The 18,917-nt window shown below is 40.9% G+C and carries 9 protein-coding genes; 2 read left to right on the forward strand and 7 right to left on the reverse strand.

The genetic code is table 11. The features are described from left to right. Positions 1-29: 29 nt before the first annotated feature. Entirely contained in the window at positions 30-2,426 is a 2,397-nt protein-coding gene (locus QM629_RS03585) for an ABC transporter permease (RefSeq protein WP_415157271.1), read from the reverse strand. A 139-nt stretch (positions 2,427-2,565) separates the two neighbouring features. Next, a complete protein-coding gene (locus QM629_RS03590) occupies positions 2,566-4,986 on the reverse strand; it encodes an ABC transporter permease (RefSeq protein ID WP_415157273.1) in 2,421 nt (806 codons plus the stop codon). Between the two features lie 43 nt (positions 4,987-5,029). On the opposite strand from QM629_RS03590, the gene QM629_RS03595 reads away from it, so the two are divergent. Both QM629_RS03595 and QM629_RS03600 read left to right on the forward strand, forming a co-directional pair. Further along, positions 5,030-5,257 (forward strand): hypothetical protein, encoded by a 228-nt coding sequence (locus tag QM629_RS03595; protein ID WP_415157275.1) that lies wholly within the window; start codon positions 5,030-5,032, stop codon positions 5,255-5,257. Next, a complete protein-coding gene (locus QM629_RS03600; protein WP_415157277.1) occupies positions 5,247-5,657 on the forward strand; it encodes a putative toxin-antitoxin system toxin component, PIN family in 411 nt (136 codons plus the stop codon). The genes QM629_RS03595 and QM629_RS03600 overlap by 11 nt, the downstream gene beginning before the upstream one ends. A gap of 119 nt (positions 5,658-5,776) precedes the next feature. On the opposite strand, the gene QM629_RS03605 is transcribed toward QM629_RS03600, so the two are convergent. The 5 genes from QM629_RS03605 to QM629_RS03625 all read right to left on the reverse strand — a co-directional run bounded on the left by QM629_RS03605 (position 5,777) and on the right by QM629_RS03625 (position 18,719). Beyond that, positions 5,777-8,200 carry an FtsX-like permease family protein gene (locus QM629_RS03605; protein ID WP_415157279.1) on the reverse strand — a complete coding sequence of 808 codons (2,424 nt, stop codon included), beginning with the start codon at positions 8,198-8,200 and terminating at the stop codon, positions 5,777-5,779. 75 nt (positions 8,201-8,275) lie between these two features. Beyond that, on the reverse strand, positions 8,276-10,726 hold the full coding sequence (locus tag QM629_RS03610) for an ABC transporter permease (protein ID WP_415157281.1): 2,451 nt from the start codon (positions 10,724-10,726) through the stop codon (positions 8,276-8,278). 94 nt (positions 10,727-10,820) lie between these two features. Continuing rightward, positions 10,821-13,229 (reverse strand): ABC transporter permease, encoded by a 2,409-nt coding sequence (locus tag QM629_RS03615; RefSeq protein ID WP_415157283.1) that lies wholly within the window; start codon positions 13,227-13,229, stop codon positions 10,821-10,823. Positions 13,230-13,318: 89 nt separating this feature from the next. After that, positions 13,319-15,778 carry an ABC transporter permease gene (locus QM629_RS03620; RefSeq protein ID WP_415157285.1) on the reverse strand — a complete coding sequence of 820 codons (2,460 nt, stop codon included), beginning with the start codon at positions 15,776-15,778 and terminating at the stop codon, positions 13,319-13,321. Positions 15,779-16,319: 541 nt separating this feature from the next. Beyond that, the gene (locus QM629_RS03625) at positions 16,320-18,719 is read right to left on the reverse strand and encodes an ABC transporter permease (protein ID WP_415157287.1); all 2,400 of its coding nucleotides are present in this window, start codon (positions 18,717-18,719) and stop codon (positions 16,320-16,322) included. Positions 18,720-18,917 lie beyond the last annotated feature (198 nt).

The raw sequence follows: 18,917 nt of genomic DNA on the forward strand, positions 1-18,917 counted from the left end.
GACATTTTATTTTTCATCTTGCAAGTAGCTCATTCCGTTCTCAAACTTTTTATGGGATTGGCTCTTGCTGCTTTGAATGCTTTGAAACCGATAGTTGCAAAGGCTATCAACAATACTACTGAGGCAGCAAGTATAAATATGAAAATGTTTATGGTAGTCCTGTAGGCAAAATTATTCAACCAGTTATTCATAGACCAATAAGCTATGGGTATTGAAATGACTATGGCAATAATTACAAGTGATAAAAAACCTTTGCTGATTGATGTTACAATATTTCCAACACTGGCTCCATGTACTTTGCGAATACCTATTTCTCTGGTTTTTACCTGTGCAGTATAGGTCGCTAAACCAAATAGCCCAAGGCAGGAAATAAAAATAGCGATGACGGCAAACGTTGTAAATAGTGTTCCCGTTTGTTGTTCGGTTTTATATTGCGATTCAAAAATTTTGTCCAGGAACTCATAACTAAAGGGCATATCGCCTGGATATTTCTTATATTGATTTTCCACAGCTTTTATAGCATCTCTTGCATGACCGGCTGTAGTTCGTACATATAAGATTGAACGTGGATACCACCAGGCTCCCGAACCAATTATAAGAGGTTTTATAGTTTCTTTTAAATTTTTAAAATTAAAATCCTTCAGTACGCCGATGATTGTCCCGGTTCTTCCATGGTAGGTTACCGTTTTGCCCACGGCATCATCTTTCATGCCCATTGCCTTAGCTGCCGTTTCATTAATGATATAGGAAGATCTGTCCGAAGGAGTTCCGGTAAAATTATGCCCGGCAGCAAGTTGTAAGTTCATCATAGGAATAAAATCTTTATCTATTTCTGTTTCAAAAAACTGCATCGAGAAATTTGGATTGCCGGGTAATTTCATATCTAATGACGAAGCGCCGATATCTGAAATATTCGGATTGGCCCTGGCAACCGATATCACTGATTTTTCCTGCCTTAATTCATTAATAACCGCATCGGAATGGTTGTACATATCACTGGGCATATTCACCATAAATACGTAAGACTTGTTGTAACCCACATCTTTGGTTCTAACGTATTGTAATTGCCTGTCCATAACAATAGTTGCAATAATAATAATGGACGAAATGCTAAACTGCACAACTACCAGTGCTTTTCGGAGAAACGAAGCGCTGATATGCTGAGCTATTTTTCCTTTTAAAGAAGCAATGGGATTTAAAGATGATAACAAAACTGCGGGATAAATTCCTGAAGCAATTAATGTGCCTGCAACTACAGATAACAATAATTTCCAGAACTGAATATCTGATAAGTTTATTGTTAATGCCTTGCCTGAAATGGCATTGTACAAAGGCATCAACGCAATCATCAGCCCAATTGCCAAAACAAACGCAATAGAAAAAATGAGAAGCGTTTCCGCCATGATTTGAAAAAATAATTGCCATTTACTTGCACCAATCATTTTTCTAATACCTACTTCTTTCATTCGCACCATAGCCCTTGCCGTAGATAAGTTTACATAGTTGATGCTTGCTATCAGCAGAATCAATATTGCCACCCACATAATAATTTGAACCATGCGTAAGGTGCTTTGGTTACCATCAGCATTTGTTAAATGCAATGAGGTTAAGGGTTGCAGGAAAAAAGAAGTGGAGCCTTGGTATTCAGTTTTTTGATGATCATTAAAAATGGTTGTTAAGCTTTTTCCAATGTTGTTCAGATTTGCTCCGTTCTTCGTTTTTACATAAATTTCATACATTGAAGAACCCAGGTCTTCATCAATAGTTTTCCAGCCATTATTGCCTCCGTTTTGTGTAAAATGCTTCGACCAGTTTCCCATGGGTATTAAAATATCTGCTTTGCGTATCGAAGTATTTTCAGGCATGTCTTTCATTATGCCCGATACCACAAAACTTTCATTGCCATTTATGGTTAGCTCTTTACCTATTGCATTATCATTGCCGAATATATTTTTTGCGGTGGTTTCTGATAGAATTATTGAACTAATTTGTGGAAAAGGCTTTTCCGTGTTGCCAGACAACAAGGGAAATGAAAGCATTTTAAAAAATCCATCATCTACATAATAAGCATCATTACCCGCTTTAAATATTTTTTTTGATTGATAACCTATATAATTGATTTGAGTTGCATAACTAATGCGTACCACTTTCTCCACATCGCGAATATTTGCCGCAAAAGGCTTCAAAGGTGCAGGTGAAGTTCCCCATACCGTATTGCCTCCCTCAGAAGCTTTGTAGGAAGAATTGATGCGGTAGATATGCTGTGCATCCGGGTTGAATTTATCATAACTAAATTCATGCTGCACCCAGAACAGTAGCATAATACCTGTAGCCAACCCAATAGCAAGGCCACTAATATTCAGTATGCTATAAAATTTATTTGATACCAAATTCCGCCATGCGGTTTTCAGATAGTTTTTAATCATAGAAGTTGATTTATTTAGCTGTGAGCTTTTGGCTTTACGTTATTTAATTTACTGTTGTTTCATTAAAAAAGCAATAACTCGTGAACTTTTGAACTTTAACTGAACGACTGTTGACTTTTAACTGCTGACCGTTGACCGCTCATTCCGTTCTCAAGCTCTTCACCGGGTTTGCCATGGCGGCTTTCATTGCCTGCCAGCTTATCGTTAAGAAAGCAATGGTTAGGACAACAGTTGCGGCAATAGCAAACACCCACCAGCTAATGTTGATTCTGTAAGCAAAGCTTTGCAGCCATTTATTGGCAAAAAGCCAGGCCACAGGAAACGCAATCAGTGAAGCAAGTGCAACGAGTTTAATAAAATCAAAAGACAGTAATAGCACAATTTGCCATGCCCCGGCGCCAAGCACCTTCCTGATGCCTATCTCCTTCGTCCGTTGAACAACGGTATAAGCTGTTAGTGCAAATAAACCCAGGCAGGCCAGTATAATTGCCACGCCGGCAAACACGCTGAATATTTGCGCTGTTTGCTGCTCGGTATGATAAATTGTATTAAAGTTTTCATCTAAAAAATGATATTGAAAAGGCCGGTGGGTCACCCGTTCTTTCCAGGTATTTTCCAGCGCATGTAATGTTGAAGGAAGATGATTGCCTGATACTTTTACAAATATTTTATAGACGTGGCGATAATTTGAATCTAAAAAAATCACCAGTGGGGCAATGGGCTCATGCAATGGAGCGAAATTGAAATCTTTCACTACGGCTTTTACAGTTCCTTTCTGACCATTTCTATCACCCCTGTAAATAGTTTTGCCGATTGCTTCTTGCGGCGTCCATCCCAAAGCTTTTGCAAGCGTTTCATTCAGCATAAAAGAGGTATGCGGATTCGTTGTATCACTCATTTGCATCCAGTCAGTTAAAGTATAATCACTGCCTGCAACCAGGTGCAAATTCATTGTCTTTACAAAATCAATATCTGTCGGCGATGCATGCACAAATAAAGGAGCAGACGAAGCATTATCACCGGCAGTAACTTCATCATCCCAATGAATATATGTAGGTTCTTCCGTGCCACAGCTTACCGAAACCACATCCGGAACCCGCTTAATAGCCTCTTTAATTGACTGGAAGTCCGGCCGCATTACGCCGTCAACAGGCAGCACAATAACATGGTCTTTATCATACCCCATATTCTTATTTCTTATGTATGACATCTGCTGAAGGATAATAACTGTAGAGATGATGAGAAATACGGAAACAAAGAATTGAAAAACGATAAGTGATTTACGCAATGTTCCCGAACCACCGGAAAAAGAGAATCCTGTCTTTAATATCTTGATGAGCTTTAAATTGGATAAGATAAAAGCCGGGTAAGCGCCGGAAGTAAAGCTGATGATACAAAAGAATAACAACAATAATGTAATTGAAAGAGGATGCATTAGCATAGTAAGGCTAAGCTGCCGTTCAACAAGCTGATTGAATTGTGGCAGTGATGCAATCACTAAAACAATAGCCAGCGAAACAGCAAATAAATTCAGCAGCAGCGATTCGCCGATAAATTGCCAAAACAATTGCCATCTTACCGAGCCCAGTACTTTGCGGATACCAATTTCTGAAATACGCCGTGCAGCCAGTGCCGTTGAAAGATTAGTGTAGTTTACACAAGCTATGCCAAGTATTAAAATGGCAATGGCGCAGAGAATATAGATGTACATGATATTGCCATTGGGCTCAAGTGCATCTAAAGAAGAATATAAATGAACTTTGGTGATGGGCTCAAGATGGTATATCAGGTAATCATTGCCTTGCTGCCCTACATCTTTCTGATTTTTCATGTATGCCGGAATGCCCTTTTCCAATGCAGATGCATCAGCGCTGTTATGCAATAAAAAATAAGTAGCATATATACCCCGCCACCATTCCGGATGATTGGCATTGGGCAGGCTTGCAAAAGAAGCCACAAAATCAAATTTTATCTGCGAGTTTACAGGCGCATCCTGCGCTATGCCTGAAACAATATAATCTGTTGTGCCGGCTATCCTCAATACTTTGCCCAGCGCATCTTCTTTGCCAAAATATTTTTTCTCCGTTGATTGGGTAATAACGATTTTATTGGGCGCATTCAAAGCAGTTGTTGCATCTCCTTCGATTAACGGAAAAGAGAACATGCTGAAGAAAGTAGAATCGGCGAACAGGAATTTATTTTCAATAAACGTTTTTTGCCCGTACTGAACAGCGTAGGGTTCAAAATTCAGGATGCGCACATACGATTCAATCTGCGGAAAAGCAGCCGACAAACGCACACCCGCCATAGACCCGGTAGTGCCGCCTTCATTTTTAGCACCGTTAACCGTATATTCAGTGGTTGCACGAAATAACCGGTCAGCATTTTTATGAAAACGGTCATAGCTCAGCTCATTATACACATATAATCCTATCAGCATGCAGCCTGCAATGCCAATGGCCAGGCCGGAAATATTTATAATGCTGAAAAGCTTATTTTTAATAAGGTTTCGCCATGCGGTTTTCACGAAGTGTCGTGCAGGGAAATAATTTTTAAACATAGAAAGGTGTTTGTAAATTTGAACAGAGATAAAACTTATCAAAATGGAACGAATAGTACTTGAAGTAGATGATGCTGCTGCTAAAAAATGGCGGAAATCTTCCAATGAAATTAAAAGAAGGCTTGAAAAAAATTTTGAGAAACAAATAGAAATTGTTTCTCAAATTGATAAAGAAGCACGGTTTGAAGAACTTTTGACTAAAGCAAGAGAAGAAGCCGCCAGAAACGGGCTTACCGAAGAAATTCTTCAACAGTTGCTGAATGAGAAATAGTTTTTTTGTTATTGATACAAATACACTGATAAGTGCATTCCTTTCACAACAGTCAAAACCAATGCTTGCGTATGAAAAGACGAAACAGATAGGAAAGTTATCAGCAAGCATTGAAACGTACAATGAATTTTGTGACACATTTATCAGGGACAAATTTGATAAATATATTTCCTTAGAAACAAGATTAGACATTTTAGAGGGATACAGGGAAATTGCTGTTTTTTCTGAAATATCTGAAACTATTACTGCCTGCCGCGACCCGAAAGACAATAAATTTCTTGAGCTTGCCATAGCAACAAACGCATCCTGCATTATTACCGGCGATAAAGACTTGCTTGAGCTTAACCCTTTTCGCGGAATACCCATTTTAAATGCTGCGGATTTTTTGAATATGTTTTGATACATAGAAAGTTATTTTTTTATCAAGCTTCGGGCTACAAGCTGTGAGCCTTGAGCCACGCGCTTCTGACCTTTTCATCACTCACTATTGACTATTCACCATTCACCTCAATTATTCCGCTATTCGCTCCGTAATGCTGCGGCCGGATTCGCCATGGCCGCTTTTATGGCCTGGAAGCTGATGGTAATTAAAGCAATCAGTATGGCCGAAATACCGGCTGCTGCAAACATCCACCAGCTAATATTTATCCTGTAAGCAAAATCCTGCAACCATTGGTGCATCAGCCACCAGGCAACCGGTGATGCGATAATGACGGCAATAACGACCAGCTTCAAAAAATCAAGGGAGAATAACCGTACAATGGAATTAACGGAGGCGCCCAGTACTTTTCTTATCCCGATTTCCTTAACACGCTGTGCCGTGGCCTCTGCAATCAAACCAAAAATGCCGAGGGCCGCAAGAAACATGCTCAGGCTGCTGAAGAAAATAAACAGTTGCTGCAGCCTGCTTTCAGCCTTGTACTGTTTGGCCAGCATATCATCTACCCACTGTATATCCAATAGTTTATCAGGATAAAACTGCCGCCATAATTTATTGATGGATGCCATAACCTGCTTTTCAGAACCGGGTTGTACCCTTACCAGCATCCCGCCAAAATCCGGTGATTTTTCTGCGATAATAACAGTAGGCTGCAAAGGGTTTTTTAAGGATTCGCTGTTGAAATCTGCCACAATTCCTACAGGGGATGTCAGCGCTCCTTTGATAGGAACGTTCAGGTTCTTTACCTGTAACCGCCTTGCGGTATAAGAAGTAATGACAGAAGATTGTGCGCCGGCCTCCGCTATGAACTTTGCCGAATCCAGTCTTGTTAATGAGTCCTGGTTCATCTCATCGTTTGCAAAAGATGCATCCAGCAATCTTCCTTCTGTTAAATGAAGACCGAGTGTTTTTACGAGATCAACATCCCCTTCAATGAACCATACCGTTAATTTATTGCCTGCATGATTAGGGTCATCAATATCCCTTATCATGTAACCGGCACTTGTGGGCGCCCATGGAGTAATGCTTGCACATTCCACTCCCGGCTGCCTGAGCAACTCATTTTTGAAAGCCTGCCCTTTATTATCCCATGATACAGAACCAATATTCAATAAATTGTTTTTGTTAAACCCAATGTCTTTTTGTTTCATGAAAACAACCTGTTGCTGCACTATTATCAGGTCTGTTAAGACAATTATGGAAATAGAGAATTGCACCACCACCAAACTCTTTCTTACAATGTCCCGGCTGCCTGTACCGCCTGAAAACAGGTTGCCTCTTAATGCAGCAGCGGGCTTAAAGCCAGACATGATCCAGGCGGGATAAAAACCGGTGAGGAGGCTTATAGCAAGCACTGCAGCATACCCTGCTGCCTGCAAATAATACCTGGAAATAAATGTTTGCGATAAACTATGTTCAAGATATTTTTCAACCAAAGGAAGCGATACACTGTAAATGAGTGTTGCCAGTATGGCTGCTATAAAGAAAAACAACAGCGACTCTGTGAGAAACTGGAAAATAAGCTGCCTGCGTGCGGCGCCTAAAATCTTTCGCACACCTGTTTCACGTAATCTTTGAATAGCTCTTGCAGTACTGAGATTTACAAAATTTATACAGGCAATAACCAGCAGCAACAAGGCCACGCCCGAAAAAATATAGATGTTTTTAATGTTGCCTTTTACTTTCTGGTTTTGTGCAAAATCTGAATGCAGGTACACCTCTTTCACGGGCTGAAATCCGAATTGACGGCCTGTTTTTGCTGTAACAGAACCCGCATACCACTTATTTACCTTCGCAGTAAACTTTTCAATATCGGTACCCGGTTTTACCAAAATAAAATTATTGGAAGTAAATCCTGCATAAGATTCATTCAGCACAATGGCCTGCGAGCGGAATATACTGTTGGAGGGAATGTCTTTAATAACGCCTGTAATTAAATACGGTTTTGGCTTTGCAGCAAAAGCAGGAACATTGTAAATGATTTTTCCCACAGGGTTTTCTTTTGGGAAATATGTCTTTCTGAAACCTTCCGTGATAACAATATTACCCGTGCCGGCCACATAATTGCGGGGATTACCGGCGAGCACTTTTATATCAAGCATTTGCCATATCGAGGTATCGGCATACAGGATAGAAATATTTGCGCCGTTCGGGTCGTCATTATTAAGCTTAAACCTGTCCTCATCATTATATAGTTGGGCAACGGCCTCTGCTTCAGGAAAGTCTGTTCTTAGTTTGTCCGACAGGCCGGGGAAAGTTGAAGCAAAACGATCGTACAAACCTTCGCCCATTTTATCAATGGTTATGATCCTGTACAGATCATTGCCCCGGCTCCATTGCCTGTCGTAGCTCAAATCGTCAATTACAACAGTAGCTACAATCATGCAGGCGCATAGACCTATGGTTAGGCCAAGTATATTGATTAAAGAATACATCCTGTTCTTTATCAAATTCCGCCACGCTGTTTTCACGAAGTGTTGTGCAGGGAAGTAATTTTTAAACATTGACCACGATTTATATGATTTAACTGATTAACCGATTTTTTTTATTCACGTTTCACGATTGACGATTCACGTATATCATTCCGTTCGCAAACTTTTCGCGGGATTTGTCATAGCGGCTTTTATTGTTCTTAAACAAAGTACAATTAACCCAATCAGTAACATACCTATTCCGCTCGTTAAAAATATCCACCAGCTAAGCTTTGTTCTGAACGCAAAGTCCTGCAGCCATTCGTGGGAAAAATACCATGCAACAGGAAAGGCAATGACTGATGCAAGTCCAACCAATCTTATCATGCTTTTTGAAAGCAATGCGATAATTTGCACAACACTTGCACCTAACACTTTTCTTATACCAATTTCTTTGGTTTTTTGATTTGCCATAAAGCTTACCAAACCCAGCAGCCCCAAACAACTGATAAAAATGGCCAGGCCTGTTGCCCATTTTAATAAGGCTGAAAGGCGCATGTCATTTTTATATAAACGCTTAACAGTATCATCCAAAAAAGTATAATTTAAATCATCAACGGAATAAACCGATTTATATGCCTTTTCTATTCTATCTAAAACAGTTTTCCATGCTGACGGGTCATTGGGAAGACCTATGGAAATCAAACTTGCAATATTTGAATTATCTGCAACAATAATCGTCGGCTTAATCGGGTTGTGCAAAGACATGGTCGTAAAGTCTTTAACTACTCCGGTAATCCGGCCGGTATCGCCAATGTACACATATTTGCCTATCACTTCCTGCGGATTGATTAAGCCCATTTGGTGAAGCAGCGTTTCATTGATTAATACATCGGTTATTTTACTGTTCGTATTAACGCTCAGGTTATTGCCTGCAAGCAATTGAAGATGGAACAATTTAATATAATTGCTGTCAACGGTCCGTGTATGAACATTATTAAATGCTGTTTTCCTGCCTTTATAATTCCATTCAAGCGTCCGGGCTGCCCACCCAAGCATTACAGGTGTTGCAGTTGATAAAGATATATTTTGCAGTTGCGGTATCTTTTTCAGCTCATTTAGCAAAACATATTTCTCGTTTTTCTGATTTAAGTTGTACAATCCAACATTATGAGAAACATCCGGCAACTGAAATGAAACAATCCCATCCTTTCTCATGCCGATATTTTTATTCAACTCAAAATGAATTTGCCTGCCTACTATAATAACAACAATTAAAAATACCTGCGCAATTACAAACTGAAAAACGGTTAATGTCTGCCGCACCCATGCGCTGCGTGATTTTCCGCTGCTGATAATCTGGCTTTTTAACACCAACGCAGGGCTAAATTTTGTTAGAACAAATGCAGGATATAATCCGGCAAGCAGCGTAACAACGATAATTATGGCAACCAGAAAAATAATGATAACAGGCTGGGATAATTGGTTTACATCCAGCCCTTCAGGCATAAAGTCTCTGAATATATAAAGCAAAAACGGCGACAGCATAATAGCCAGTAATGTTGCACAAACTGTAATTAAAAATGTTTCGGCCAAGAACTGATAAATGATTTGCTTTTTGCTGCTGCCAAATGTTTTGCGTACGCCAATTTCTTTTGCACGAAGCGTTGATTGCGCTGTAGAAAGGTTAATAAAATTAATAATGCCCAGCAATAATAAAAACAGGGCAAGCATACTTAAATTTCTCAGCGTAGATTTCTCCACTGTGCCATCTATATTTGTGTCGAAATGAATATCCTTCAATGCCTGAATGCTACCAATAAACATTTGAGAAGGCTCCATTCCTTTTTCGTTATCCACATACAGTCTTTTAATCTGGGCATTCACATTAGCGGCATCCGTTCCCTGATGTAAAACAAAAAAGCATTGGGACTGATATGCAAGCGCTGTCCAGCCTTCTTCCAATGTTTTTTTCAGGCTTGTGTTCATGAATGTTGGAAGGGAAATAAAAATTTTATTGTCAAAATCTGTATTGGCTTTTACATCCGCTACAATGCCCGACACAATCGTATTAATGCTGTCGTTGAATACAATTTCCTTACCGATAATTTTATCGGCCGGCAGACCGGGAAAATATTCTTTGGCAACAGAAAGGGAAAGCACCACATTGTTCAGTTGCGATAATGACTGCACATTACCCGCCAGCCATTGATGCGGGAATATTTTAAAATAATTTTCATCGGCAAAAACCATGTCTTTAACATCTTTGAAAGTTTTTGGAACAGGTTCGCCTGCCTGCGGAATAGATGCAGTAAAGTTATCAAAGGGAGACCTGATAAAATGCGCCATAGTTTCTATGCCCGGTATTTTTTCTTTAATTGCCTTCGGCGCAATAAGCGAAACGCCGCCGGTTGTGCCGAAGCCGCCCATTTTGGTAACCATTCTGTATGTGTTTTGACTGTTTGGTTCCCATTTATCAAAGCTGTAATCGTACTGCACTATCAAAAAAATAACCACAGAGGCACTGATGCCTACTGATAAGCCGAGCATATTGATGGCTGTTGTGGCTTTATTTTTCCAAAAATTCCTGATTGCGGTTTTGAGATAGTTTTTGAACATGGTTACAAGTTTTAAGTTGTACGTTTTACGTTATAAGTGAGCTGTTAGTTTTAGCTTAGCTATTAGCCAACAGCCAATGGCTAACAGCTTATTTTCATTCCGTTCTCAAACTCTTTACCGGGTTGGCCGTTGCCGCTTTTATTGCCTGCCAGCTTATCGTTGCCAGTGCAATTAATAATGCCAGCATTCCTGCTATACAAAATATCCACCAGCTAATGTTTATCCGGTAAGCAAAATTCTGCAGCCAGTTGTTCATGGCCCACCATGCAACAGGCGTGGCAATAATGGCTGAAATAACAACCAGCTTTATAATGTCTTTAGACAGCATCGTTACAATATCACTTATGCTTGCACCAATAACTTTTCGTACCCCAATTTCTTTTCTGCGTTGTTCGGCAGTGAACATGGTAAGGCCAAGCAAACCGAGACAGGAAATGAAAACAGCAAATAACGAAAAGCAGTTGGCCAGCTTGCTTACCGTTATTTCACTTGTATATAATTTTTGGTAATCCTCATCAACAAAATGATAGCGGAAAGGAAATCCTGGTTCCATTTGCCTGAATACTTTTTCCATGCCGGCAATGGCTTGCTGTGTTTTGCCGGCCTGTGTTTTTACAAGCACACTTCCCCAACCCTCATGTTCTCCCCAATACAGCACCAGCGGTTGAATGGGATCGTGTAAAGAGGTTAAATGAAAATCTTTTACTACGCCTGCTATAGTGCCTGTATAGTCAAAAAAATGAAGCCTTTTGCCAACAGGATTTTTAAGCCCGGTTAATTTCAGTAATGTTTCATTGATAAGAAAAGTATGCTTGGCTGTATCGTTTGGAAAATCCCTGCTGAAGCCCCGCCCTTGTATTACGGGAATATTCATCATCTTCAAATAATCATATCCAATACCGTTGTGAATTGCTACTACTTTATCATTTGGATTTTTACCTTCCCATTCAAGGTTATACACGTGAGCGGCAATGTTTGAAGGCGGTTCTGTATTCATGGTAACGCCTTGTATGCCCGGCAAAGTTGAAAGCTGTTGCCGGAACAATTCAAACCTGCTTCCCAAATCGCCCTGGAAAGGAATGTAAACAAGGTTCGCCTTATTATAGCCAAGGTTAGCGGTTTGCACATACTGTATTTGTTGGGAGATAATGATGGCGCCTGTTATCATTACAATGGAAAGTACAAACTGGAATACTACCAACCCTTTGCGGAACAGTAATGCATTGGGGCTGAATTTTAATGAGCCTTTTAATACTTTAACCGGATTGAGCGATGATAAAAACAATGCGGGATAGCTGCCTGCCACAATGCCTGTAATTACAAGCAGTGCAAGTATAATAAGCCAGAAAGAAAGGGATGCGAAAGGAAATATAATTTGTTTACCGGTGAGTGTATTGAAAAATGGCAACGCAATATTTACTAAAATTAATGCAGCGATTATAGCGAAGAAAGTGAGCAGCATGGCTTCGCCGATAAACTGCATAATAAGTTTCCATCTTAATGCACCAACTGTTTTACGGATGCCTACTTCTTTTGCCCGTTTTACAGAACGCGCGGTGGCCAGGTTCATGAAGTTGATGCAGGCAATCAGTAAAATAAAAACAGCTATGATGCTGAATAATTGTACATATTCAATTCTGCCGCCGGCAGGTACACCATTTTTGAAACTGGAATTAAGATACATTTCATCAAAAGGCTGTAAGCCGAGCTCGGTATGAATGCCACCTGCCGTGGCTGCGTTTAAATAAGGCGTAATAAAATTTTTTATTTTGGCTGCTACTTTTGCAGGGTCTGCATTTGGCTGCAATTGAACAAATGTTTCCGGGCTGCGGTAAATCCAGTCCTTCAGCCACCCTACTGTTCTTAGCTGGTGATCCCAGTTCAATGTAAAATCGAATTTTTGCGAAGCATTGGCAGGCACATCAAACACCGCAGTAATTTTAAAATCTTCCGTTCCCCAGTTATTATACCGGATGGTTTTTCCGATTGCTGCAGCGGGGCTGCCAAAAAAATTATCTGCCATTGTTTTTGAAATGGCAATGGCATCGGGGCCTGATAATGCCGATGCCGCCGTGCCTTCCAGCAAAGGATAGCTGAACATTTTAAAGAAATCGCTATCGGCATGGCAGCCTTTTACGCTTATGCTTTTATCACCCACGCGAAACACATTTTCATCATTTTCAGCATCCGTATTCCAGAAAGCGCTGGCATATTTTATTTCAGGGATATTTCGTTTTAATTCTGTTGCCAGTAATCCCGGCGTCCATGGCCCTGCCTCAACTTTCCCTTCTGAATAAATACGTTCATAAACGGCGTAGATATTTTTGCCGGTATTGAATGTATCAACATTTCTTTCATCATTTATCCAAAGAAATATCAGCAGGCTGCAGGCCAGCCCCAACGCTAATCCTGAAATATTAATAATAGAAAACGCTTTGCTGCGTATCATATTCCGCCATGCGGTTTTCAGGAAGTGTTGTGCAGGGAAATAATTATTAAACATGGCTGCAAGTTTTAAGTTGTATGTTATGAGTAGCTGTTGGCTGTTAGCCTTTAGCTATTAGCCAACAGCCAATGGCTAATAGCTTTTCTTCATTCCGTTCTTAAGCTTTTCACCGGGTTGGCAACCGCCGCTCTTATAGCCTGGAAACTGATCGTTAATAATGCCATCAGCAACGCAGCCAATGTGGTTATTAAAAAAACCATCCAGCTTATGTGTGTGCGGTAAGTAAAACTTTGCAGCCACTTGCTCATAATGAGCCAGGCCAATGGCGAAGCAATAATTACGGCTATGCCCACCAGCTTCAGAAAATCTTTCGATAATAATGCAACAATGCTTGTAACGCTGGCGCCTAATACTTTGCGCACCCCGATTTCCTTAATGCGCTGTTCTGCGCTAAAGGTGGCCAGGCCAAATAAGCCCAGGCATGAAATAAGAATAGCGAGAATGGTAAAGTCGCCCACAATGGCCGACAGTTTATTTTCCGCATCATAATTTTCCTGGAAATCCTTATCCAGAAAACTGTAATCAAAAGGTTCAGTTGCATTAAGCGTATGCCAGGTGTTCTGAACAGCCTGCAAAGCCGCCGCCATATCGCCCGGTTTAATATGCACAATGGCATAATTAAACTGCGGCGGTACGTTGAGCATAAAACCAAAAGGGCCAATGGGCAGGTGCAGGTCTTCGTAGTGAAAATCTTTCACTACGCCGGCAATATTGAAATTATACATGGAGTCGTCAAATGTAAAGTGCAGCTTTTGGTTAATGGCCTGCTGTGCATTGGCAAAGCCTAAAGCCTTTATGGCGCTTTCATTCAATACCACGGCGGCAATTGTGGTATCCTGCGCATAATAATCGTCTGAGAACAGCCTGCCGGCAAGCGGCTTAATACCGAGCGTTTGCAAAAAGCGCGTATCAATATAATTCATCTTTACATCCTTGCCCTGCTGCATACTTTCGCCATCTTTAAAAAAAATATTATCAGCCGCGTTTGATATGCCGGGATAATACAACGATGCGCCTACATTGCTTATATATGACCGGCTTAATAATGCATCTTTCAGCGCACCATACATTTCCTTGGCATGGCCGCTGCGCAACGGGATTACAATTTGCCGGTTTTGCTCAAACCCGAGATCGGCGGAGCGCAGGAATTTCATCTGAGCATTAATCACAACCGATGCAATGATCAATACAACCGAAATAATAAACTGAAAAACCACCAGCGCCCTGCGCAGTGTTATGGCAGAAAGCGAATTGGAGAATTTGCCTTTTAAAACCTTTGCGGGATTGAAGGAAGAAAGATAAAATGCAGGATAGCTGCCGGCTATTAACCCCGTAATTACCGCCAGTGCAGCAAATACAGCAATAAGGCCAATGTTTTCTGTAAATGACAGTGTAAGCTGCTTGCCGGAAACAACGTTGAATAAAGGCAATAGCAGCCGGGCAAATGCAAAAGCCAGCAATAATGCAAATAAGCTCATTAAAACCGCTTCGCCCAGGAACTGCATTACCAGCCATTTCTTTTCTGCGCCCAATACTTTTCTTATACCCACTTCTGCTGACCGTTTTGCGGATTGAGCAGTAGCAAGGTTCATAAAATTAATGCAGGCAATCAATAAAATGAATAAAGCTATAGAGCCAAGAATATATAAATAGGTTACGCTGCCCCCGGGGGTAACATTATTTTTTACATCTTCAGTAAGATGAATTTGCCTGAGCGGCACTAAGAATTGCTTCTTTGAAAAACCAACGGCTTTTAAATCTTTCCCCGCATATTTATCTATAAACGCAGGAAACTTAGCCACCAGGTTTGCAACGTTAGCGCCTGGTTTTAATTGCAGGTAAGTAAAAAAGTAATTGTTTGTGGCAAGATTAGCGCCCTGCCTGTTGATGGCCTGTTCCATATTGCCGCCCATCATGCTCATAAAAAACCTGCCGTCAATATGCGAAGGTTTATTAACGGGCCTGAAAACACCGGTAACCAAAAAATCATGGTCGCCGTTTGTGCTGCTGCTTATATGAATTACTTTATGCAATGCCGGCTGGCTGCCGAATATCTTTTTTGCCACATCATCAGACAGCACAACCGTATTGGGATTGTTTAATGCCGATTGCGGATCGCCTTCAGCAAAATTGTAGGAGAACATGCGGAAGAAGGTTGAATCGGCAAGAAAGCCTTTCGTTTCATAAAAGGATTTCACAGCGCCATTCCCTTCATTGTATTGCAGCAGGGTTTTGTCTTCGCTATACAGGCGCGCTATTCTTGTTGTTTGCTCTATTTCGGGAAAAACATGTTGCATGGTTTCACCCAGCGCAGCCGGCGTATTGGGCAGTTTCTTAAAGTTGCCAAGGCCTGTAAATTCGCTGCCAACCTGGTAAATATTGCCTGCATTTTTATGATGGGCATCATAACTTGTTTCATTCAGAATATACAGCGTTATCAGTATGCAGCAGGTAAGGCCTACAGATAAGCCAACGATGTTAATGAGCGAAAACATTTTGCTCTTCATCACATTGCGCCACGCTGTTTTCAAATAGGTTTTAAACATGGGAAAAAAGTTTTGTTACAGGAATAATTGTTTGTCGCTATCATGCATAGCAATAACTGTCTCCAAAATTTTACAACGAAAATGCCAGGCGTTTAAAAGGTTGTTTTTTAACTATTTAGGATTGGCTAATGCAAAAAACTGTCCGATATCGGACAGTTTTTTGTACGGCGGTGAACGGGTTTTGATAAAGTGTACAAGTTCAGGGGTTGTTTAGCTGCAAGTTTCAAGCTATGAGCTGCGAGCTTTGAGCCGTGAGCTTCTGACTTTACGTTATTTATTTACTGTTGTTTCATTCGTGCATATTTGTTTTTTAATGGCCTCATGCCTGTCCCGAACTTGCTTCGGGAGAACCTCGCTATGCACATTCCCCTCCCGAAACTGGTTCGGGACAGGCTGTGTGAGAAAAATTATCATGCTCGGTTTCATTAAAGAAGCAACAACCCGTGAACAAGTGAACTCGTGAACCTTTGAACGCTACAAGCTGCAAACTGTGGGCCATGAGCTTCGAGCTTTCACGTTTGACGATTCACGCTTCACGTCATCATTCCGTTCGCAAACTCTTCACCGGGTTGGCCAGCGCCGCTTTTATTGCCTGTGCGCAAACCGTTATCAAGGCAATTGAAACAGCAATCAGGCCCGGTATTAAAAACATCCACCAATGCATATCTATCCTGTAGGCAAAATCCTGCAGCCATTTATGCATGGCAAACCATGCAATTGGTAAGGCAATGATGGTTGCAATTAAAACCAGTTGCATAAAATTCTTTCCAAGCATAACCGTAACCGAACCAACTGAAGCGCCCAGCACTTTTCTTATACCAATTTCCTTAACACGCTGCGATACGGTGAACATTACAAGGCCGCTTAAACCAAGGCAGGCTATTATAAAAGCGAGCATCGTAAACACAAATGAAAGCTGCTCCTGCTTTTGTTCGGCAGCATATTGTTTGGCGAATGCCTCATCCAAAAAAGTAAAATCGGCTGTATGCTGACTATCGAATTTTGAATATGTTTTTTTGAGACAGGCAAGCCCTTCAGCAATCTTGCCTTTCGCAATCCTCACATACAGGTTATCCTGTTCACCCGCAGCCGGCGGCATTAGCAATACCATCGGTTCTATTTTATGTTGCAGCGATGAAAAATGAAAATCTTTTACCACACCAACAATTGTGCGGCGGCTTATATCCATAGACTGGTTTACACGATATTCTGACTTCTTTCCTACAGCGTTTGTATAACCCAGTTGCTTCATCAATGTTTCATTAATAAGCATGGCGCCGTACTGGTCGGTTTGCATATCTTTCGAAAAATTTCTGCCCTGCAGTAATTGAATATTCATTGTTTTTAAAAAATCTTCATCAATCAATAATTGTTTTGCCATGGTTGATGAAGGCTGCATAACGCCATTCTTCTCAAAAGCAAAATCGTGGCCGCCTAAATAATTATCGCCGATTGCGTTGCCGGCTACGCCTGCACTTTCAATAACAGGATTTTGCAGCAACGCGGTTTTTAATGCAGGAATTTCGTTGCGCACTTTCATATCATCAATATGAAAAGTAAGCACCTGCGCTTTATTAAAGCCAAGGTCTTTATTATTTACATATTGCAATTGCCTGTAAATAATAAATGAACCGCTGATGAGAAATACGGCAATTATAAACTGGAATACCACCAGCGATTTGCGCAATAAGGCGCTTGTTTGCATATTGCCCAACTGGCCTTTTAAAGAGGGTATCATTTTAAAGCGGGAAAGAAATATGGCGGGGTAACTGCCGCTTGCAAAACCCGCTGCTGCTGCAAACAGCACAACAAAACCAGCAGTGTACCATGTTCCAAAACGCCAGGTATCCAGGTGCTTGCCGGATACTTCATTAAAGAAAGGCATGCCGGCTTCTACCACCAATACGGCAATTAAAGCAGCAATGAATGTTACCAGCAATGCTTCTGCAATAAACAATCCTGCGAGGTTACTGCGGCTTGAGCCGACCACTTTTCTTATACCAATTTCTTTAACCCTTACGGCGGTACGTGCCGTTGAAAGGTTCATGTAATTGATCAATGCAATCAGCAATATCAATATGCCAATGGCAATAAAAATATACACACGGCTGATGCTGCTGTTGGTGCTTAATTCATATTGCAGGTTTGAATGCAGGTGAATAGAAGTGAGCGGCTGCAGCTCCATGTGATAATCTTTAATACCCATTTCTTTGGCAATGGTTTGCATACCAAAAGCATTCAGCTTTTTTTCGAAAGCGTTTACATCAGCGCCTTTCTTTAAAAGAATATAATTGTATAAATAAAGGTTTTGCCAGGTATTCTGATCGTTTGGAACAACATACATGGAACGGATGCCGCTGAATTGCAAATGCGAATTTTGCGGCACATCTTTTATAACACCGGTAATTTTTACAGGCTCGCTGTCACCAAAATAGATAGTTTGATTTAGTGCGCCGGAAGTATTTCCAAAAATCTTTTTCGCAAGGCTTTCTGTAATAACAATTGTGCCGGGCTGCAACAAAGCAGCCGCTGCATTGCCTTCAGCAAACGTATAATCAAACGTGCTGAAGAAGTTCTTGTCAGCAAAGAAAATATCGTTTTGTTTAAAACTGTTGCTATTGAATTTTATAACACCGCCGCCTTCTGCATCAATGCGCACACTCTGCTCCACTTCAGGAAATTTTTCTGCCAGTGCCGGCCCAAGCGGTGGCGGGTTTAAGGCAAGGTTTATGCTGCCACCTTTCCAGTTAGCATGTTGCGCAATGCGGTATATGCTGCCGGCATTGGCAAATGAACGATCGTAACTCAACTCATCGCCCACATATAAAGCAATAAGCCAGAATGCGGCAAGGCCAATGGCAATACCTGCAATGTTGATGAAGGAATACGTTTTATTACGTTTAAGATTTCTCCAGGCAGTTTTAAAATAGTTTTTTAGCATAAGATGTATTTCTGATGTTGATTTTTTCAACTGGTATGCCAACGAAAAATAAGCTAAAAATCAACCACTTGGAAAATACTGCAAAAGAAAACTGTTCGATACCGGACATTAGGAATGTTATGTGCGAACAGTACCAGCCGGCCTCTCCTAAATCCTCTCCAAAGGAGAGGATTTAGGAGAGCGTGATTTTTTAATGTT

The organism is Parafilimonas sp., from assembly GCF_047606085.1.
Taxonomy (GTDB): domain Bacteria; phylum Bacteroidota; class Bacteroidia; order Chitinophagales; family Chitinophagaceae; genus Parafilimonas.

Coding starts and splice junctions, on each gene's coding strand:
- QM629_RS03585 (WP_415157271.1), bottom strand. CDS start 2,426: ATGATTAAAAACTATCTGAAAACCGCATGGCGGAATTTGGTATCAAAT.
- QM629_RS03615 (WP_415157283.1), bottom strand. CDS start 13,229: ATGTTTAATAATTATTTCCCTGCACAACACTTCCTGAAAACCGCATGG.
- QM629_RS03600 (WP_415157277.1), top strand. CDS start 5,247: ATGAGAAATAGTTTTTTTGTTATTGATACAAATACACTGATAAGTGCA.
- QM629_RS03595 (WP_415157275.1), top strand. CDS start 5,030: ATGGAACGAATAGTACTTGAAGTAGATGATGCTGCTGCTAAAAAATGG.
- QM629_RS03620 (WP_415157285.1), bottom strand. CDS start 15,778: ATGTTTAAAACCTATTTGAAAACAGCGTGGCGCAATGTGATGAAGAGC.
- QM629_RS03590 (WP_415157273.1), bottom strand. CDS start 4,986: ATGTTTAAAAATTATTTCCCTGCACGACACTTCGTGAAAACCGCATGG.
- QM629_RS03625 (WP_415157287.1), bottom strand. CDS start 18,719: ATGCTAAAAAACTATTTTAAAACTGCCTGGAGAAATCTTAAACGTAAT.
- QM629_RS03610 (WP_415157281.1), bottom strand. CDS start 10,726: ATGTTCAAAAACTATCTCAAAACCGCAATCAGGAATTTTTGGAAAAAT.
- QM629_RS03605 (WP_415157279.1), bottom strand. CDS start 8,200: ATGTTTAAAAATTACTTCCCTGCACAACACTTCGTGAAAACAGCGTGG.